The following is a 17,203-nucleotide window of genomic DNA, read 5'->3' on the forward strand; positions in this document are numbered from 1 at the left end:
GACCACCCGTGCTTAAAATCACAACGACCAAAATGTTCCCTCTCCAGGGGTGCCCACGATCGCCAGAATCGGTGCCCACGATCAACAGAATACGCACGCATGGACATAATCGTTGTTATCGACCTGCACCGCGTGGTCAATGGAACGGACCGTATCGGCATGGGCCAGCAAGGGCAAACCGGCAAGAATGATACTGATCAAGGATGAAACGCTGCTTCGGTGCTTGGGCTGTAATTTGTGAATCATGTTGATTTGGCTCCGCAGGAGTGGGTGTGGCCAGATATTTATTCGCTATTACCAAGCACTTTATCAGAAGAATATGACAGTTTGATGAAAGCTGATCGGATCCGCCCAATTAAAGGACCCGTTTTGCACATTCAGGTCAGGATAGCTTGGGATCAATGGGTAGGTAGGCAAAAACGCCATAGGGGCGGGAGTAATTCAGCAGCAGCCGGGCCTGACTGAGGGCGTTTTCGCTCCCTTGAGGCAAAGAGGAGGCAAGGCTGGCCAGCGCCCAGGAATGGAATTGGGCAAAAGGTGACTCTCCCTCGGGGCGAGGCAGGTAATCGAGCTGGTAATGACCGTTTTTGAGATGGGCGAGCCGGGCCACGGCTTTTTCCGCCTCAGCCATACCACCCAGACCATCCACCAGACCCAGGTGATACGCATCAACACCACTCCAGGCGCGGCCCTGGGAGTCTTTCTCCACCTGGGCCACGGGCAAATGTCGGGCTTTGGCTACCAAATCCACGAAATGCCCATAAATGTGGTTCACCACCGCCTGGAAAGCCTGTTGCTCAGATTTGCTCAGCGGGGCATAGGGGGAGATGGAGGGTGCATCGGGTACACTGCTGACACCGGAATAGCCAATACCCAGTTTCTGCAGCAAGCCGGAGAAATCAGGGAAAAGCACGAAAACACCAATGTCGGCGGCGATGGTGGTGGGTTCGGCATAGATCCGGTCTGCGCCTGTGGAGAGCCAGTAGGCGCCCGAAGCGCCCAGAGTACCCATGCTGACCACCACCGGCTTGCCCGCCTCGCGCAGGCGGACAACGGCCCGGCGGATGGCATTGGCGGCATTGACATCGCCGCCGGGGCTGTTGACCTGGAGGATGACTGCTTTGACCTCGTCATCATGGCGGAGGCGATCCAGTTGGCGAACGGTGGGTCCCGAGGCTACGACGCCCTGCTCTTCATTGTTGCCAGGGACCAGCATGCCATCGATGGGAACCACCGCAATCTCCGGCCCATGTTGGTGCTTGTGTTTGGCAAAACTCTGGTAATAACGACGATAACTGATGGTATGCAGTTTTTTGGGTTTTTCACCCATGACCTTGGCCACGGCGTTGCGAAAATCTTCGGCATCACCCAGTTGGGTAACCAACTTCTTACTGACCGCCAACTGCGCGGCATTCCCCTGATACTGCTGCAGCAGTTGCGGCAACTGCGCGGCGTAGTTCTGCAAATCGGCGGTCGAAATGCCACGCCCCTTGCTGATGGCCTGCCCATAGGACTGCCACCAGGTAGCCAACCAGGCCCGGTTTTCTTCCTGGGCCGCCGCCGACATGTCCGTGCGGGTAAGGGGTTCGACGGCAGACTTGTATTTTCCCTGGCGAAACGCTGCTACCGTCACCCCGATTTTGTCGAGAAGGCCCTTGAAATACAAATGATGGTCGGAGAAAGGCGTGACCAGCGCCATACCCAGAGGCGGCAAAAAGACCTCATTGGCCTGAGCAGCCAGCACATAATTGCCATTGGCGTATTCGGGAGCGTAAGCGTAGATGAGTTTACCCTGGGCCCGAAAATCCTGCAGAGCGTGGGCCACACTGAGCAATTGCGTCAAGCTGCCGCCGTTGAATTTGCTCAGATCCAGGGCGAGAACGCGAATATGCGGGTCTTTGGCCGCATGATCGATGCTTTCGACCAGATGACGGAGTAGGATGGTATTTTGACTGGGATGAATTTTTTGCAGCAGATGGTTTTCCCAGGTATTGCTGCGGCTATAGACCAGGCTTCCCTGGGGTTCCAACCAGAGCACCGCCTTATCGGGGACGGAAATCGTTTTCTGGGTAAAGTAGCCGATCAGGCCAATGATGATGGCTGCCAGCACCAGCAGGGTCAGCAGATTGAGGACGCCCAAGCGAATCCAGTGCAGCAGCCTTCCCAACCAGATAAAGGGTAAAAAGAGAAAACGCATGTCTCAGTCTCCGCTGGGTACCCCGCAAATCATTGGTTTTGAGCCTAGCAGAGGCTGCAGCGCGGGGCAAATCCCAGCAATGGCTGATTGACTCGGGCTGCTCATCAAGGCAGCAGCGGCAGACCGAGTTCCTTGAGAAAGGCATTGTGTTCGGCGGTTGCGCTTTTGATGGCCTGCTCGATGTCCATCAGGCAGGCATGGGTGGCCGCGAGGTCGATCTCTTCCTCGGCCACCGCCGTGCTGATGTAGCGCGAGATGTTCAGGTTGAAATCGTTCTTCTCGATCTCCGCCATCTCCACCCGGCGTGAGTAGCGCGCTTCTTCCTCGCGGTACTGGTAGGTCTTGATGATCTTGGCGATGTGCTCGGGCGCGAGTTGGTTCTGGCGCTTGCCCTTCACGAAATGCTCCGCCGCGTTGATGAACAGCACATCGTCGGGCTTCTTGCACTTTTTCAGCACCAGCACGCACACCGGAATGCCGGTGGAATAAAACAGATTGGCAGGCAGGCCGATGACGGTGTCGATGTGGCCGTCCTTGAGCAGCTTGCTGCGGATGCGCTCCTCGGCGCCGCCCCGGAACAGCACGCCGTGGGGCAGGATGATCGCCATCACGCCTTCGTCTTTCAGAAAGTGGAAGCCGTGCAGCAAAAAGGCGAAATCGGCGGCGGACTTGGGCGCGAGGCCGTGGCTCTTGAAGCGCACGTCGTCGGCCAGCGCGTCGGTTGGCTCCCAGCGGTAGGAAAACGGCGGATTGGCGACGATGGCGTCGAAGCCCGGCTTCTTCGCCGGGTTCTGCTCGCGCAGCATGTCCCACTCGTTGAGCAAAGTGTCGCCGTGGAAAATTTCGAACTCGGTGTCCTTCACCCCGTGCAGCAGCATGTTCATGCGCGCCAGGTTGTAGGTGGTGATGTTCTTTTCTTGCCCGTAAATCTTGCCGATGCTGCCGTCCGCCTTGCTCACCTTCTTGCGCACATTGAGCAGCAGCGAGCCGGAACCGCAGGCGAAGTCCAGCACGCTCTCCAGCCGCTTCTTGGTGCCGGTTTTCGGCTCCTGGCTGTCCAGCGTGACAATGGCCGAAAGAATGTCGGAAATCTGCTGCGGGGTGTAGAACTCCCCCGCCCCTTCTTGCCGCTGCCTGCCGCAAACTGGCCGATCAGGTATTCGTAGGCATCGCCCAGCGCGTCGATGTCGGTGGAAAACGCCGCCAGCCCTTCGGCGATTTTCTGGATGATGGTACAGAGCTTGGCGTTGCGGTCAGCGTAGGTCTTGCCCAGCTTGGGCGAACTGAGATCAATCTCGGAGAACAGCCCCTGAAAAGTGCTCTCGAAGGATTCCGTCTCGATGTATTTGAATCCCGCCTGCAGCGTGTTCAAAAGCTCCGGGTTCTGGGTGCGCGCCAGGTTGGCGATGCTGTTCCACAGATGCTGGGGCTCGATGACATAATGCACCTTGCGGCGCATCTGCTTCTCGAACTCGGCGATGTCGGCGGCGTTGTCGGCATACCAGCGCGCCAGCGGCACGGCGCGCGCATCGCCGCACACATCGGGATAATCCCGCCCCAGCTCCTTCTTCGCCGCCGTTTCGTAGTTGTCCGAGAGATAACGCAGGAACAGGAAGGACAGCATGTAATCGCGGAAGTCGTCCGCATCCATCGCCCCTCGCAGTTGGTCGGCAATGGCCCAGAGGGTGTTGCCCAGTTGTTTTTGGTTGGCTACGGTCATGCGCCTTTCTTACTCCACCTGCTGCATGTGTTTTTGCAATTTGGCATCAAAACTAAATACATCCCGCCTTTCGATTTTGTGATAGGCCCAGAGCAGGCAATCGACAAAATCCAGCGTGCTGTCGGCATAGCATCCGAGCGCTTTCACGAAAATATCGGGCTTATCCATGCTCACCAGCCCTTCTTGCAGCAGGTCAGTGAGCTGTTGCCGAATATCCCGGCGCGCCACGGCGTACACCTTCTGCAGTACATAGACCACTTCGCAAGCCACCTCGACAGGCAAGGTCACAGACTGCCGTTCGAGAATGTCCGCCGCCTTGGCGGAAAGCGTCTCATGGTCATCCAACAGGTAGCGAAGAATGACATTGGCATCAACGAGGCTCATATTTTGTTCCAAGTGCCAATACCCACGCATCGTCTTCCTGTGCCATCAGCCCGGGATTGGCATACGCCTTCAAGCCGCCGCGCAAACTCCGCTTGGCGGGGAAGGCGGATTCAGCGACGCGGGGTGCGGACAGAACAATGATCTCAACCTCCTGCCCCCAGAAGCGCTGCGGTAGCCGAAGGTGAATCTCGCCGTTTTCTACGGATTGAATATGACGAATGGCTTCCATGAATGAAATCCTCTTGCAACGTGGACGACAGGTGCCTGATGTAACATCGTAATCTTGAACGCTTGCAAGACATAAAACCAGAGGAGCCCCCATACGCTCATACCGCCAACGCCTCCGGGGATGGGAAAAGCTGCTGGATCAGCCCTTGCTTGTGGGTCTTGAGGGCGTCGAGCATGTAATCGCGGAAGCCATCCGGCATCCATCGCCCAGTGCAGTTGGTCGGCCATGGCCCAGAGGGTGTTACCCAGTTGTTTTTGGTTGGTTTCAGTCATTTTGTGTGGGACTATCCTCTTGCATGTTTCGGCGAAGTTCCTCGGGGGAAATCCGCAGCAATTGTCCGTTTTTCATAATCACAAGATTAGTGTTGGTCTGAATGGCCGTATGACGGGCAATCAATGCGGCGCGCTGCATCGCAGCCACAGATGCGCGTAAATCAGGATCTTTAGCCTCGGCAATGTTTTTCATAGTCATTGATTTTCTCCCCACGCCAAAAGTAGCGGAATGTCACCGACGCAATCATATCGTCGAAGTAATCCGGGCGGCTGTCAGGGTTCTTCAGCCGCTCGTCGTCCATCACGAAACCCTTGGTCAGGAATTCCTTCAGGATGGTCGAGGCCCAGCGGCGGAACTGCACCCCGCGCGGCGAGCGCACCCGGTAGCCCACGGCCAGAATGGCGTCGAGGTTGTAGAGCGTGACGGGGCGCTGCACCTCCCGCCCCCCTTCGGTTTGAACTACCGAGGATTCCTCGGTAGTTGCCTCCCTGCTCAGTTCCCCGTCCTCGAAGATGTTCTTGAGATGCAGCCCCACGTTGTCGGTGGTCACGTCAAAGAGCTGGGCCATCTCCCGCTGGGATAGCCAGACGGTTTCGTCCTTGGCCCGCAGCTTGATCTGGCTGTGTCCGTCTTCGGTGGTGTAGAGAATGAGGTTGTTCATGTTTCAACCGCCTCCGGGGAGGGGAAAAGCTGCTGCATAAGCCCTTGCTTATGGGTCTTGAGGGCGTCGAGCTTTTGGGTTTCGGCCGTGATGAGGGCGTCGAGGCTGCTCAGGCACGAGGCGATTGATCGTTCCCACGCTCCAGCGTGGGAACGCCGCCTTCGACGCTCCAGCGTTGAATCCTCAGGAACGCCGCCCCTGCTGCGCCAGCGACTCAGCACCATGAATCAATCTCCATCAGTCCGCACTGTCCGGCATAGTCGCGCGCGCTCGAATAGCGCCAATGCTCCGGCAAATCCACATACCCGCGTTTCACCGGGTTCTGGTGGATGTAATCCAGCTTCTGCCGCATCACCGCTTCGCTGAACACCATTTCCGCGTGCGAGCCTTCCTGCCAGAACTGGTATTCGCGATCTGTTTTGTGGGCGCGTTTGGCAAAGCGCAGGCGCGCCAGCAGCCGCTCAGCCTTGCTCGTCTCCAGCAGATCAATCAGCCGGGCCGCCGTAAAGGATTTGAAGCTGCTCACACACTTGTCCAGACGCGGGGCTTGCGCCACGAAATGCAGATGATTTTCCAGAACCACATAGCCATAAAGCCGCAAGCCGTCATGGGCGCGCTGGTGGCGCCAGCTATCCAGCAGAATCTGCACCGCATCCGGGCGGGTGAAAACCGGCAACCATTCCACCACCGTACAGGTCAGGAAATGCGGTTTGTCAGGTTCCAGAATCACATAGCGGCTGCGGCCCATGGGTCAGGCTCCGTCATCACGGGACGCTGGAGCGTCGGGGGCGGCGTTCCCACGCTGGAGCGTGGGAACGATCATTCCCGGCCACCTCATCGCTCCCACGCTCCAGCGTGGGAGCGCCCAGCGTGCGCGCATTCCGCGCGGGCAGAGCAGAGCAGGTCTCGCCCGGGCTCATGCGGAGGCCGCCTCCGGGGAGGGGAAAAGCTGCTGCATCAGCCCTTTCTTGTGGGTCTTGAGGGCTTCGAGCTTTTGGGTTTCGGCGGTGATCAGGGCGTCGAGGCTGCTCAGGCAGCCCACGACTACTTGTTGTTCATCTGCGCTGGGTAGTCTCAGAGGGAGCGCTTTAATTTGAACCACAGAGACAACATTTTGAATTGCACCACCGGCCGATTGCGAAAGAAGCTTGTGCTGGACGTTTGGTAATTCGAGGAGCTCTTTAAGAAACTTTGTATTACAGAAGCCATTGGGTGTCAGTTTCAGGAGCGCTTGATTGATTACGCCAGGCGCTGCGCCGTCTGGGATTATCGCGAATTTTCCCATCGTTCCCGAGCAACTCATGATGATGTCATTGGCAGCAACTGCGAACCGTCTTAGCTCGTGAAACTTCTCTGCGGTGATGTGGTATCTGAAGGAGCTGAAGTCAGAATAGATAGCGTGCTGCTGCTCGTAAACTGCATAGCCGCTGGCGACGAATATCTCCTTTTTGAGACTGCCCCCAAATGGCCCACGAACCAGTTTGGCGAGTTGACCAAGAGTTGTTTCCTCCCACTCCCCGGCGTTTTGGAATTCGGGGAAGCGGAGGCGGGGTTGGGTTTCGCCCTCGGTGGGGAAAAGCTGCTGCATCAGCCCTTTTTTATGGGACTTGAGCGCGTCCACTTTCCGCGCTTGCGCGGCGATCAGCTCGTCCACCGAACTCAGGCACTCGGCGATTTTTTGTTGTTCGGCAAGGGAGTGCGGCAGCGGCAAGCGAAGGTTCCTCATCCGATTGGCAGAAATGCCCAAGACCTTCGCCCCTTGAGCCTCCTTCTGAATCTGAGTGCGAACCCATCCCGATTTGAAGATGTGTCCGCCAAACCCCAAAGCGATTCGTTCTCCTATCCGTCGGGCGAGAATCGTGTGCAGTCCCGAAACCACACGCTCCCCGTTCAGGCGGACAATCTCGATACTCTTGCCGATGTCTGCCAAATCCTCGGAAGCGTCTGCAAAAATCATGTCGCCCTCGACGCACAGGTTTTCAGCGCGAACGATGGCTTCCTCGGACTCATTGATGAATGGAACAAGCTCCTTCGTGATGTCGAAGTGGGTCGAGAACTTGGTGTGAATGTCGCCGTAATGGATGTTCTTCACTGAACCAGCCACATAGTTCAGCTTGTCGCGTGAGAGTGAGTTGTTGCCCTTGAACGAATAGACTTCGCCCATCGGCTCGGGTGCCCAACCCTCCGCCCCCCGAAACTCCGGAAACCGCAGCTTCGGCACCCGCGCGGGTCTTGCCCCTTCCTTCGTGGCGGTGGTTTCCTGATCGTTCCCACGCTCCAGCGTGGGAACGCCGCTGGAGCGGAAGGGCGCGGGCTCCCACGCTGGGGCGTGGGAGCCATCGGCGGCGGGGTTACTGCTCATAGGCGCTAAGCCCTGAAATGTCGCGGCCAGCGGCGCGTCGGGTGAGCAGGGGGTGCAGGTCGGCCATCAGGTCGGTTTCTGCGGCGGCGCGGGCTTTCCAGCCCAGTTCCAGCGGCGCGAACAGGTCGCTCAAGCGTTCGCCGTCGAAGATCATGCGCTCCAGAATGCCGTCCACAAAGGCTTGCAGGGCGGCGGTGGCAAGACCATGTTTGGCGGCGAGGGCGGCGATTTCCTGCGCGTTCTTCTCGGCCTTGAAACGGGTGTAGCCCTCGCGGATGGCGGCCTCGGACAGCCCCGCGCCGGCCTGGAGGGTGCCGATGTAGGCGGCGATGTCGTCGCGTTCGTCCATGAACTTGGCGTCGCTGCTGATGAGGCCGATGAGTTGCTCGCGGGTCATCCTGGCCTTGCCGGGTTCCTTGGCGGAGAAGCTGGCCATCAGCTTCATGATGTAGTCGTAGTCGATGACGGCGGAGGCAAAGAGCACGAACTCGAAGTCGAGCTGGTTGGCCGGGTCGTCGCCGGGTTTTTTGTCTGCGGGCGGGCGCGGCTCGCGCAGTTGGCGGGCGGTTTCGAGATATTGCCCCTTGAAGCCGCGCAGGGCTGCTTCGGGCAGCACCTGTTCGATGGCGGCCTGGTTGTCGGCGCTGAGGTCGGTGTATTGGTCGAGCTGGGTCTTGAGGCGCTGCACTTCCTTGAAGCGCTCGATGAACACGGTTTTGGCCGCGTCGCCTTTCAGATTCGCCACGGCGGAGGGGGTGCAGTCGAGGTCTTGGGACTGTAGGAAGGCTTCGAGCTTGCGCATGGCGGTTTGCAGCTTGTCGATGACCACCGGGGCTTTGTCCACCAGCCAGATTTGCCGCGCCTGCTCGCCGGTTTTCTCGCCGGAGAACAGGGCGATGGCGGCATCGACGGAATCTTGTTGCTGGCGGAAGTCGAGGATGTTGCCGTAGGGCTTGCTGGCGTTGAGCACGCGGTTGGTGCGCGAGAAGGCCTGAATCAGGCCGTGATGCTTGAGGTTTTTGTCCACGTAGAGCGTGTTCAAAAACTTGGAATCAAAGCCGGTGAGCAGCATGTCCACGACGAGGGTGATGTCGATTTTCTGCGCGGCGGGCAGGTCGGCATTCGGCCACTGCTGGTCCTTGATGCGCTTTTGTACGTCCTGGTAGTAGAGGTCGAACTCAGCGATGCGGTGATTGGTGCCGTAGCGGGCGTTGTAGTCGGCGAGGATGGTTTTCAGCGCGGCCTTCTTGCCCTCGGGGTCTTCTTCGTTGTCGGCCTGTTCCTGCGGCAGGTCTTGCTGCAGTTGCTTCACATCGGCATCGCCCTCGGCGGGCGGCGAAAACACGCAGGCGATGTTCAGCGGCTTGAAGTCGGGGTCGGCGGCCAGCTTCTCGGCCTGCACGGTCTTGAACAGCGCGTGGTATTCGATGGCGTCGTTGATGGACGCGGTGGCGAGCAGGGCGTTGAAGCGGCGGCCGCCGGTGGCGGTGTCGTGCTTGGCGAGGATGGCCTCGATGACGGCGCGTTTGGCGATCGGCTCGCCGGGCTTGGGTGGGTTCTTTCCTTCCGGCTTGAAGTAATCGACGTGGAAGCGCAGCACATTGCCGTCTTCGATGGCGTGGGTGATGGTGTAGGCGTGGAGCTGCTTCTGGAACAGGTCTGCCGTGGTGCGCATCGACGCGGTGTTGTCTTCGATTTTCTGCTGCGCGGCGTTGGCGTCGAAGATGGGCGTGCCAGTGAAGCCGAAGAGCTGGGCGCGCGGGAAGAAGGCTTTGATGGCCTTGTGGTTCTCGCCAAACTGCGAGCGGTGGCATTCGTCGAAAATGAAGACGATGCGCTGGTCTTGCAGGGCTGCGAGTTGCTCTTTGTAGGTGGCCTGCCCGGCTTTGCTGCGCAGTTTGTTGCGCGTGCTGTTTTCGTCGAGCGCGAGGCCGAGCTTCTGGATGGTGGTGACGATGACCTTGTCGGCGTAGTCCTCGGAGAGCAGGCGGCGCACCAGCGCGCCGGTGTGGGTGTTTTCTTCCACACAGCCTTCCTGGAAGCGGTTGAATTCCTCGCGGGTCTGGCGGTCGAGGTCTTTACGGTCCACCACGAACACGCATTTGTGGATGTGCGGGTTCTCCTTGAGCAGGGTGGCGGCCTTGAAGGAGGTGAGCGTCTTGCCGCTGCCGGTGGTGTGCCAGATATAGCCGTTGCCGTTGTCCTCGTCGATGCACTTGACCATGTGCTGCACGGCGTAAACCTGATAGGGCCGCATCATCATCAGCTTCTGCTCGCCGGCGAGCAGCACCATGTAGCGGCTGAGGGTCTGGCCGAGGGTGCATTTGGCGAGGAATTTTTCGGCAAAGGCGTCGAGCTGGGTGATCTTGCGGTTGTCCTCGCCCGCAAATTCGTAGATGGGCAGAAAGCCCTCGTCGGCATTGAAGGCGAAGTGGCGGGCGTTGTTGTTGGCGAAGTAATACGTGCGGTCGCGGTTGCTGACGATGAACAACTGCATGAAGCAGAGCAGCGTCTTGGTGTAGCCGTTGCCGGGGTCGTGCTTGTATTCGACGATCTGCTCCATCGCGCAACGCGGATTCACACCGAGCGTTTTCAGCTCGATTTGCACGCAGGGGATGCCGTTGACCAGCAGGATGACGTCGTAACGGTGGTGGCTGTAGTCGGTATTGATGCGCAGCTGATTGACCACCTCGAAGGTGTTTTTGCACCAGTCCTTGAGGTTGACCAAGCTGTAGTTCAGCGGCGTGCCGTCATCGCGGGTGAAGCTGTTGATGCTGCGCAGGGTGCGCGCGGCGGTGAACACATCGGGGCTGACGATTTCTTCCAGCAGGCGGGCGAACTCTGCATCGGTGAGGCGCACGCGGTTGAGCGCCTCGAACTTCTCGCGGAAATTGGCCTCCAGCGTGGCACGGTCGCGGATGTCGTCGCGGTAGTCGTACTTGAGGTTTTGCAGCGTGCCGATGAAGCCGTATTCGATGGTGTTCTCGCGCACGGCGGACTGCGGGCGATCAGCGGGCTGACTGTAGGTGCTTGGGACATTGACTTGTTTCCGCGTGCGGCCTACCGTTTTCATGGATTCTCCAGCGAGATTTTTTTGAGCATTCTACGCTGCCGGGTTTAAAGGGCAAAATTTCAAGCCATTCCGGTGCGCTGTTGGTCGCCCATAGCGTGATATTGGCATTGCCAGCAAATTTCATCTATGCCAAGGTCTATGCCTCTAAAATATCCGAGTGCCTCCATGCAGATCTGGGTCGATGCCGACGCCTGCCCCAATGTCATCAAGGAAATTTTGTTTCGCGCCAGTACGCGTCTGAAACTACCCTTGATTCTGGTCGCCAATCAGCCTCTGCGCGTGCCCCCATCGGCACATATTCGCAATATAGTGGTGCCGGGCGGCTTTGATGTGGCCGATGATGAAATTGTGCGCCGAATTGAAGCCGGCGATCTGGTCATCACCGCTGACATTCCTCTTGCCGCTGCCGTGCTGGAGAAAAACGGCCATGCGCTCAGCCCACGCGGCGAGCGGTACTCTCCCGAAACCATCCGCGAGCGCCTGCGAATACGAGACATGATGGAACAGCTTCGGGATTCCGGCACACATACCGGCGGTCCCGCCACCCTGAACCAAGCCGACCGCCGGGCCTTTGCCAATGCTCTGGACCATTTGTTGTCCCGCGCTTGAGTGTACAAGGCATGACCATCCAGCTTAACCGACTACTCGTTATGATGTTCGAGAATCTTTTCCTGGGCATTCTGCGCAACAAAATCGCGTTGCACATAATGATTGAATAGATCGTTGACGATCTGCAAATCTTCGGCAATAACGGCCCTCGGCTCACTGAACTGTATGACGGTTTCACGCGACTTAATCACTTCAGCAAACAGGGTCTCAGCAAATCTTTTTGGCGTTTTTATTAATTTTTCAGCACGCACAAAAACAATGCTAAGGCGCTCCAGTTCGTCATGCAAATTTTTCATTGTGGCTATATAAGCTGTCGTATCGAATGGCTCGAAAAAATTTGTGACCCGATCATATTCCTGCAATAGTCTAAACCCAAAAAGCATCTTTTCAGGTGCAAACAACACAATACCCACATTGGCAAACTCACCTGTTTCCACAAAGGGCGTGAAGCGAACGATAGCGTATATACAGGTAAATTTCTTCATTTCAAACTCCAAAATCCATTTTCCTGGTAGCGCAGCAACGTTTGCTCACTGTCCAAAAACCACCACTCAGCAGGAACAGTACTACAGATGGCATCCCATTCTGACATTGCCTGAGCAAAACGTTGCTCATATTCTTGTTGAAGCACCTTGTTCTGGAGAAGCTCATCGGCGCGGCCCCAGAAGACATGCCCAGAAAACTTCTCCGCTGAAAAATTAGAATCAAAGGCGGGGTTGTGGTCAATAACGACAAGCTGTTTTTGGCTATTGTCCCATAGAAGATTAGGATTACCACAAAGCTCGTTCAAATTCCGATCAGCATTGCTCACCCACCAGTCGAAAACCAGCACATCACGCTGTACCTGCTCAGGGACAAGAGCAAGTTGACTGATAGTCAATTCAATTCCCGGCAATTTCCGCGAACCAAATGCGGGCCCGGCACCCAACTCACCCAGATCATCCCGAAAATCAATAGATACAAGCTCTGTGGCAATATTTAACAGATCAAAGGGTGCAATCGGCAATTCCAGTCGCAAGGCCAACTGTCCAGCGATCCATTCGCAAATTTGACTGCGCCTACCAGCACCACGCCCCTTTACGAAATAGATAAAACCATTTTCAGCACGACAAATAAATGGTTGAGTCATGCCTTGTACAGAACGACCAATGATTTCGACAAGTTCAATGGTCACACGCCCACCTCTTCACCATTGTGAATGCTATATGAATGCACCACGATTCTAAATGTCAACCAACGGTCAGATGCCGTTCAGTCATTTTCAAAATCAGTATGATACCATAGCTGAGACCAATCAACTGCTTCCCCAGTACTGACTACTGACCACACCCCGAAAATAATCGCCTTGTCCTCTTGCGTTAATAGACTGATAACGCTATCCTTGCGAACTTTTCCGGGCAGTACCGGGTAAAATCCTTGCTGGAGGTTGGTGATGTACGCGGTCATTGAAAATGGTGGCAAGCAGTATCGAGTGGCAGTGGGCGACAAGCTCCGGCTCGAAAAGATGGAAGCAGAGCCGGGTGCGGAACTCGCGCTGGACCGGGTACTCATGGTCGGCGTTGGCAGTGACGTAGTGGTCGGTCAACCGCTGGTAGCAGGTGCCGCCGTCAAGGCCACCGTGCTCAGTCAGGGACGGGCTGCCAAGGTGCATATTTTCAAGATGCGTCGGCGCAAGCATTACCGTAAACAGCAGGGACATCGTCAGTATTTTACTGAAGTCCGCATTACCGGCATTGAAGCTTAAGGAGCACAGTCATGGCACATAAGAAAGCGGGTGGTTCTTCGCGCAACGGACGCGACTCCGAATCCAAGCGCCTGGGCGTGAAGCGTTACGCCGGACAGGTGGTCATTCCCGGCAACATCATCATTCGTCAGCGTGGCACCCAGTTTTATCCGGGCAGCAACGTCGGCATCGGCAAGGATCATACCCTCTTTGCCACTGCAGAAGGCGTCGTCAAATTCGAGCGCAAGGGACCGCGCCAGGTACGTACTGTCAGCGTCGTAGCCGTGGCCTGAACCGGCCTCTGCGTAGAGGGACCCCGCCCCGTTTTTGCGGGAGCGGGGTTTTTTTATGAAGTTTATTGACGAAGTACGCATTCATGTTGCTTCGGGAACCGGCGGCCATGGTTCCCTGAGTTTCCGCCGGGAAAAATTCATTCCCTTTGGTGGTCCCGATGGCGGCGACGGCGGACGCGGCGGCAGCGTTTATCTGGTCGCCCAGGCCAGTCTCAACACCCTGATCGATTTCCGCTATCAGCGCCGCTACCGGGCGGAAACCGGACATGGCGGGGCGGGACGGCAAATGACCGGCCGCGCGGGACTGGACAAGGAAATTCACGTCCCGGTGGGCACCCTGGTTTATGACGATGATACCCGCGAGCTGCTGGGCGATCTCCGCGAAGACGGCGAACGTCTGCTGGTGGCCCAGGGCGGGCGCGGCGGTCATGGCAATTTGTATTTCAAGTCCAGCGTCAACCGGGCGCCCCGCCAATATGAAAAAGGCACCCCCGGCGAAGAACGCAATCTCCGCCTGGAACTGCGGGTGCTGGCCGATGTCGGCCTGTTGGGTCTGCCCAATGCCGGCAAAAGCACCCTGATCCGCGCGGTCAGCGCCGCCCGCCCGAAAGTGGCGGATTATCCGTTCACGACCCTTTACCCCAACCTGGGGGTGGTGCGGGTAGCTACCCATGAGTCGTTTGTGCTGGCCGACATTCCCGGACTCATTCCCGGGGCCTCCGCAGGCGCCGGTCTGGGGACCCGCTTCCTCAAGCATCTCAGCCGCACCCGTCTGCTTCTGCACATGGTCGATATGGCGCCGGTGGATGACAGTGATCCTGCCGAAAACATTCGCGCTCTGGAAGAAGAACTGCTGGCTTACAGCCCCTCCCTGGCCCAACGTCCACGCTGGCTGGTAGTCAACAAAGCCGATTTGTTCAGTGCCGAAGAAGGCGAGGCGCACTTTGCGGCCATTCGTTCGGCCCTGGATTGGACAGGCCCGGCGTTTTTGATTTCGGCGGCCAGCGGCGCGGGCTGCAATGCCCTCACCCACGCCATCTGGCAGGCCCTCCCCGATCTGCCACCCGCCCCCGACCCGGTCCAGTCTGAAGACTGGGGCGACGAAGAGGAAGAATACCTCGAAGAGTGGGAGGGTGATGATCTCGATGCAGACTGGGATGACGACGCATGAGTCGTGATCTCAAAAATGCCCAGCGCTGGGTGGTCAAAATCGGCAGCAGCCTGCTGACCAACAACGGTCAGGGCCTGGACCTTCCCGCCATTGAGGCCTGGGTCAAACAATTACTGGTGCTGCGCCGTCATGGCCTGGAAATTGTGCTAGTTTCCTCCGGCGCGGTGGCCGCAGGCATGGAACGTCTGGGCTGGACGACCCGCCCCACTGCCCTGCACCAACTCCAGGCCGCAGCCAGCGTCGGACAGGCCGCCCTGATTCAAGTCTACAATGACTTTTTGCGCCGGGGCGGGGTGCATGGCAGCCAGGTCCTGCTGACCCATGAAGATCTCCAGGAACGCCAGCGTTATCTGAATGCCCGCGCGACCCTGCGCACCGTTTTGGAACTCGGGGTCATTCCCATCATCAATGAAAACGACGCCATTGCCAGTACGGAAATCCGTTTTGGCGATAATGACACCCTGGCCGCCATGGTCGCCAATCTCCTCGAAGCCGACGTGCTGGTGATTCTGACCGATCAGGCCGGGCTCTACGATCAGGACCCCCGGCGGGTGCCCGATGCCCGTCTGCTGCCGGAAGTGGAAGCCGGAGATCCCGCCCTGCTGAGTATGGCCGGCGGTACCGGCACGGCCATTGGCAGCGGCGGCATGATCACCAAGGTGCGGGCGGCCAGCCGGGCGGCCCAGTCGGGTGCCGCGACCATTGTCGCCCCCGGCGGGGTGGAGGATGTGCTGTTGCGCATCTGGGGTGGAGAAGCCCTGGGCACCTACTTTCGGCCCACGGTGGCCAAACTGGCTGCGCGCAAGCGCTGGCTGGCCGGACAGCTGCGGCCCAATGGGATTTTGCATCTGGATGCCGGAGCGGCCAAGGTGCTGCGGGAAAAGGGCAGCAGCCTGCTGCCGGTGGGAATCACTGGCGCCGAGGGCGACTTTCAGCGCGGGGATTTACTGCGCTGTCTGGATCCACAAGGTCAGGAAGTGGCCCGTGGCCTGGTCAATTTCTCTCAACACGAGGTACTGCTGAGAATGGGCAAAAGCAGCAGAACCCTGCTGGAACTATTTGGCGATATCGACGAAGCGGAAATCATTCACCGGGATAATCTGGTGCTGAGTAACTAGCCGGCGGGCGCGACCGGAACTGCCCGTTATTCGCTGGCCGGCGCTTGCAGGGAGCAGACCCCGGATTCCTGCATACCCAGACAGGTGCCATATAAGTACAGACTGTGGTCACTGATGAAAAAACCCTGGGATCCGGCGATTTCCTTTTGCCGACGCTCCAGCGCTTCATCAAAAAATTCCAGAACCTTGCCGCAGGCGGTGCAGACCATGTGATCATGGTGACCGGTTTCGTTCATTTCAAAGACAGCCTTGTCGCCTTCAAAATGATGACGGCGCACCAGACCGGCCATCTCAAACTGGGTCAGGACCCGATAGACCGTGGCCAAGCCCACCTCTTCTCCGGCATCCAGCAACTGGCGGTACACTTCTTCTGCTGTCAGGTGACGGGTATCCGTATCTTCAAAAATCCGGAGAATCTTCAACCGGGGCAAGGTGGCTTTCAGCCCGGCCCGCTTCAATTCGTCACTGTTCAGTTTTTCGTGGTTCATATGCTCGTAGCAATTCCCATGCGTAATGGTTTAGGATAGTTGCACCTGAAGCTTAAGACAAGGACTATGAGAAGCCTCCGCCTGATTTCCCTGATTACCTTTTGTGCCCTCTCCCTCGGAGCCTGCAGTATTTATCGGGTTGCCGTCCAGCAGGGTAATGTTGTCACCAGCCAGGAACTGGCAGAACTGCATCCCGGTATGGATGCGCTGCAAGTCCGAACCATTTTGGGTTCCCCCCTGCTCAAGGACCCCTGGCACCCGCATCAGTGGGTTTATGCCTACAGCTACAAGCCTGCCTACAGCAGTACCGAAGTGCGCAAAGTGATTGTCCTTTTTGATAAGGACGACAAACTCATCGGTGTGCAGGGCGATGTCAAGGGAACCAGCCCGGAAAAACCAGCAGCTAAATCCTGAAGCCGCTTAAACGGCAGAAGATTTATCATCTGCGGATGACTTAAGCGCAACGGGTGGACCGTATACGGTTCGCGCCCGTTGCGCGAAGCGCTGCACCATGGTTTCCGCCGCCTGCTTGAAAATCGGCTCCAGAAAAGCGCCCACCAACCGCGAGGCGAACTCAAAACGCATGTCCAGGGTCACCTTGGTGCCCTTGGGATCCGGTTCCAGTTGCCACAACCCTTCCAGAAAGCGAAAGGGGCCATTCACCAGGCGAACCTCGGCCAGCTTGGGGCGCTGATAGCGATTTTTGGTGGTGAAGGACTTGCCGAAGGCGCCGTGGGCAATCGTGATTTCGGCGACCACTTCTTCGTCCCGATCCTGAATGACCCGGGTCCTGCCACACCAGGGCAAAAACTGGGGATAAGAGCGGATGTCCTCGATCAGGGCCATGACCTGACTTGCGCTGTAAGGCAATACAGACGTTTTACAAATATGATGCATGCAAC

22 protein-coding genes are annotated in these 17,203 nt (G+C 57.8%); 6 read left to right on the forward strand and 16 right to left on the reverse strand.

The annotated features are described in order from the left end of the window. Window positions 1-81 precede the first annotated feature (81 nt). The 12 genes from AC2VLR_RS00160 to AC2VLR_RS00215 form a co-directional block, all read right to left on the reverse strand. On the reverse strand, window positions 82-246 hold the full coding sequence (locus AC2VLR_RS00160; protein WP_486880317.1) for a hypothetical protein: 165 nt from the start codon (window positions 244-246) through the stop codon (window positions 82-84). Window positions 247-382: 136 nt separating this feature from the next. After that, window positions 383-2,197 carry a signal peptide peptidase SppA gene (gene sppA, locus AC2VLR_RS00165; protein WP_486880318.1) on the reverse strand — a complete coding sequence of 605 codons (1,815 nt, stop codon included), beginning with the start codon at window positions 2,195-2,197 and terminating at the stop codon, window positions 383-385. A gap of 104 nt (window positions 2,198-2,301) precedes the next feature. Beyond that, the gene (locus AC2VLR_RS00170; protein ID WP_486880384.1) at window positions 2,302-3,267 is read right to left on the reverse strand and encodes a type I restriction-modification system subunit M; all 966 of its coding nucleotides are present in this window, start codon (window positions 3,265-3,267) and stop codon (window positions 2,302-2,304) included. Further along, complete coding sequence (locus tag AC2VLR_RS00175; RefSeq protein ID WP_486880319.1) at window positions 3,153-3,917, reverse strand: type I restriction-modification system subunit M N-terminal domain-containing protein; 765 nt, start codon at window positions 3,915-3,917, stop codon at window positions 3,153-3,155. The genes AC2VLR_RS00170 and AC2VLR_RS00175 overlap by 115 nt, the downstream gene beginning before the upstream one ends. Window positions 3,918-3,926: 9 nt before the next feature. Continuing rightward, entirely contained in the window at window positions 3,927-4,301 is a 375-nt protein-coding gene (locus AC2VLR_RS00180) for a type II toxin-antitoxin system VapC family toxin (RefSeq protein ID WP_486880320.1), read from the reverse strand. Next, window positions 4,288-4,530: a hypothetical protein gene (locus AC2VLR_RS00185; RefSeq protein WP_486880321.1), complete on the reverse strand. Its 243-nt coding sequence runs from the start codon at window positions 4,528-4,530 to the stop codon at window positions 4,288-4,290. The genes AC2VLR_RS00180 and AC2VLR_RS00185 overlap by 14 nt, the downstream gene beginning before the upstream one ends. A 264-nt stretch (window positions 4,531-4,794) precedes the next feature. After that, entirely contained in the window at window positions 4,795-4,995 is a 201-nt protein-coding gene (locus AC2VLR_RS00190; protein WP_486880322.1) for a hypothetical protein, read from the reverse strand. After that, window positions 4,973-5,464: a virulence RhuM family protein gene (locus tag AC2VLR_RS00195; RefSeq protein WP_486880323.1), complete on the reverse strand. Its 492-nt coding sequence runs from the start codon at window positions 5,462-5,464 to the stop codon at window positions 4,973-4,975. Before AC2VLR_RS00195 ends, AC2VLR_RS00190 begins: the two co-directional genes overlap by 23 nt. After that, complete coding sequence (locus AC2VLR_RS00200) at window positions 5,461-5,688, reverse strand: hypothetical protein (protein ID WP_486880324.1); 228 nt, start codon at window positions 5,686-5,688, stop codon at window positions 5,461-5,463. The genes AC2VLR_RS00195 and AC2VLR_RS00200 overlap by 4 nt, the downstream gene beginning before the upstream one ends. Next, a complete protein-coding gene (locus AC2VLR_RS00205; RefSeq protein ID WP_486880325.1) occupies window positions 5,679-6,212 on the reverse strand; it encodes an REP-associated tyrosine transposase in 534 nt (177 codons plus the stop codon). The genes AC2VLR_RS00200 and AC2VLR_RS00205 overlap by 10 nt, the downstream gene beginning before the upstream one ends. Before the next feature lie 168 nt (window positions 6,213-6,380). After that, window positions 6,381-7,826 (reverse strand): restriction endonuclease subunit S, encoded by a 1,446-nt coding sequence (locus AC2VLR_RS00210; protein ID WP_486880326.1) that lies wholly within the window; start codon window positions 7,824-7,826, stop codon window positions 6,381-6,383. Beyond that, window positions 7,816-10,899 (reverse strand): type I restriction endonuclease subunit R, encoded by a 3,084-nt coding sequence (locus AC2VLR_RS00215; RefSeq protein ID WP_486880327.1) that lies wholly within the window; start codon window positions 10,897-10,899, stop codon window positions 7,816-7,818. Before AC2VLR_RS00215 ends, AC2VLR_RS00210 begins: the two co-directional genes overlap by 11 nt. Window positions 10,900-11,064: 165 nt before the next feature. On the opposite strand from AC2VLR_RS00215, the gene AC2VLR_RS00220 reads away from it, so the two are divergent. Further along, a complete protein-coding gene (locus tag AC2VLR_RS00220; protein WP_486880328.1) occupies window positions 11,065-11,508 on the forward strand; it encodes a YaiI/YqxD family protein in 444 nt (147 codons plus the stop codon). A 32-nt stretch (window positions 11,509-11,540) separates the two neighbouring features. Here AC2VLR_RS00220 and AC2VLR_RS00225 read toward each other — a convergent pair whose 3' ends face one another. Both AC2VLR_RS00225 and AC2VLR_RS00230 read right to left on the reverse strand, forming a co-directional pair. Next, a complete protein-coding gene (locus AC2VLR_RS00225; protein WP_486880329.1) occupies window positions 11,541-11,993 on the reverse strand; it encodes a DUF3037 domain-containing protein in 453 nt (150 codons plus the stop codon). Further along, entirely contained in the window at window positions 11,990-12,682 is a 693-nt protein-coding gene (locus AC2VLR_RS00230) for a HipA family kinase (protein ID WP_486880330.1), read from the reverse strand. Before AC2VLR_RS00230 ends, AC2VLR_RS00225 begins: the two co-directional genes overlap by 4 nt. 258 nt (window positions 12,683-12,940) lie before the next feature. Here AC2VLR_RS00230 and rplU point away from each other — a divergent pair, with 258 nt between their 5' ends. Genes rplU through proB form a run of 4 tightly spaced genes read left to right on the forward strand, consistent with a single transcriptional unit; the run spans window position 12,941 to window position 15,813 of the window. Beyond that, window positions 12,941-13,252: a 50S ribosomal protein L21 gene (gene rplU / locus AC2VLR_RS00235; protein ID WP_101536581.1), complete on the forward strand. Its 312-nt coding sequence runs from the start codon at window positions 12,941-12,943 to the stop codon at window positions 13,250-13,252. 11 nt (window positions 13,253-13,263) lie between these two features. Continuing rightward, complete coding sequence (rpmA, locus tag AC2VLR_RS00240; protein ID WP_101536580.1) at window positions 13,264-13,524, forward strand: 50S ribosomal protein L27; 261 nt, start codon at window positions 13,264-13,266, stop codon at window positions 13,522-13,524. Window positions 13,525-13,579: 55 nt separating this feature from the next. Beyond that, on the forward strand, window positions 13,580-14,695 hold the full coding sequence (gene cgtA / locus AC2VLR_RS00245) for an Obg family GTPase CgtA (RefSeq protein ID WP_486880331.1): 1,116 nt from the start codon (window positions 13,580-13,582) through the stop codon (window positions 14,693-14,695). After that, window positions 14,692-15,813 carry a glutamate 5-kinase gene (gene proB / locus AC2VLR_RS00250; RefSeq protein ID WP_486880332.1) on the forward strand — a complete coding sequence of 374 codons (1,122 nt, stop codon included), beginning with the start codon at window positions 14,692-14,694 and terminating at the stop codon, window positions 15,811-15,813. The genes cgtA and proB overlap by 4 nt, the downstream gene beginning before the upstream one ends. 26 nt (window positions 15,814-15,839) lie before the next feature. On the opposite strand, the gene fur is transcribed toward proB, so the two are convergent. Further along, window positions 15,840-16,301, reverse strand: coding sequence for a ferric iron uptake transcriptional regulator (gene fur, locus AC2VLR_RS00255; protein WP_486880333.1), 462 nt, complete (start codon window positions 16,299-16,301; stop codon window positions 15,840-15,842). Between the two features lie 66 nt (window positions 16,302-16,367). Here fur and AC2VLR_RS00260 point away from each other — a divergent pair, with 66 nt between their 5' ends. Next, entirely contained in the window at window positions 16,368-16,715 is a 348-nt protein-coding gene (locus tag AC2VLR_RS00260; RefSeq protein WP_486880334.1) for an outer membrane protein assembly factor BamE, read from the forward strand. 6 nt (window positions 16,716-16,721) lie between these two features. Here AC2VLR_RS00260 and AC2VLR_RS00265 read toward each other — a convergent pair whose 3' ends face one another. Beyond that, window positions 16,722-17,198, reverse strand: a complete 477-nt coding sequence (locus AC2VLR_RS00265; protein WP_486880335.1) for a type II toxin-antitoxin system RatA family toxin — start codon at window positions 17,196-17,198, stop codon at window positions 16,722-16,724. Window positions 17,199-17,203 lie beyond the last annotated feature (5 nt).

Source organism: Acidithiobacillus sp. TH-A117, from assembly GCF_057473465.1.

Bases quoted from the DNA above. Each gene is read 5' to 3' on its own strand.
- AC2VLR_RS00160 (WP_486880317.1), bottom strand. From the start codon at position 246: ATGATTCACAAATTACAGCCCAAGCACCGAAGCAGCGTTTCATCCTTG.
- sppA (WP_486880318.1), bottom strand. From the start codon at position 2,197: ATGCGTTTTCTCTTTTTACCCTTTATCTGGTTGGGAAGGCTGCTGCAC.
- AC2VLR_RS00175 (WP_486880319.1), bottom strand. From the start codon at position 3,917: ATGACCGTAGCCAACCAAAAACAACTGGGCAACACCCTCTGGGCCATT.
- AC2VLR_RS00180 (WP_486880320.1), bottom strand. From the start codon at position 4,301: ATGAGCCTCGTTGATGCCAATGTCATTCTTCGCTACCTGTTGGATGAC.
- AC2VLR_RS00185 (WP_486880321.1), bottom strand. From the start codon at position 4,530: ATGGAAGCCATTCGTCATATTCAATCCGTAGAAAACGGCGAGATTCAC.
- AC2VLR_RS00190 (WP_486880322.1), bottom strand. From the start codon at position 4,995: ATGAAAAACATTGCCGAGGCTAAAGATCCTGATTTACGCGCATCTGTG.
- AC2VLR_RS00195 (WP_486880323.1), bottom strand. From the start codon at position 5,464: ATGAACAACCTCATTCTCTACACCACCGAAGACGGACACAGCCAGATC.
- AC2VLR_RS00200 (WP_486880324.1), bottom strand. From the start codon at position 5,688: ATGGTGCTGAGTCGCTGGCGCAGCAGGGGCGGCGTTCCTGAGGATTCA.
- AC2VLR_RS00205 (WP_486880325.1), bottom strand. From the start codon at position 6,212: ATGGGCCGCAGCCGCTATGTGATTCTGGAACCTGACAAACCGCATTTC.
- AC2VLR_RS00210 (WP_486880326.1), bottom strand. From the start codon at position 7,826: ATGAGCAGTAACCCCGCCGCCGATGGCTCCCACGCCCCAGCGTGGGAG.
- AC2VLR_RS00215 (WP_486880327.1), bottom strand. From the start codon at position 10,899: ATGAAAACGGTAGGCCGCACGCGGAAACAAGTCAATGTCCCAAGCACC.
- AC2VLR_RS00220 (WP_486880328.1), top strand. From the start codon at position 11,065: ATGCAGATCTGGGTCGATGCCGACGCCTGCCCCAATGTCATCAAGGAA.
- AC2VLR_RS00225 (WP_486880329.1), bottom strand. From the start codon at position 11,993: ATGAAGAAATTTACCTGTATATACGCTATCGTTCGCTTCACGCCCTTT.
- rplU (WP_101536581.1), top strand. From the start codon at position 12,941: ATGTACGCGGTCATTGAAAATGGTGGCAAGCAGTATCGAGTGGCAGTG.
- rpmA (WP_101536580.1), top strand. From the start codon at position 13,264: ATGGCACATAAGAAAGCGGGTGGTTCTTCGCGCAACGGACGCGACTCC.
- cgtA (WP_486880331.1), top strand. From the start codon at position 13,580: ATGAAGTTTATTGACGAAGTACGCATTCATGTTGCTTCGGGAACCGGC.
- proB (WP_486880332.1), top strand. From the start codon at position 14,692: ATGAGTCGTGATCTCAAAAATGCCCAGCGCTGGGTGGTCAAAATCGGC.
- fur (WP_486880333.1), bottom strand. From the start codon at position 16,301: ATGAACCACGAAAAACTGAACAGTGACGAATTGAAGCGGGCCGGGCTG.
- AC2VLR_RS00260 (WP_486880334.1), top strand. From the start codon at position 16,368: ATGAGAAGCCTCCGCCTGATTTCCCTGATTACCTTTTGTGCCCTCTCC.
- AC2VLR_RS00265 (WP_486880335.1), bottom strand. From the start codon at position 17,198: ATGCATCATATTTGTAAAACGTCTGTATTGCCTTACAGCGCAAGTCAG.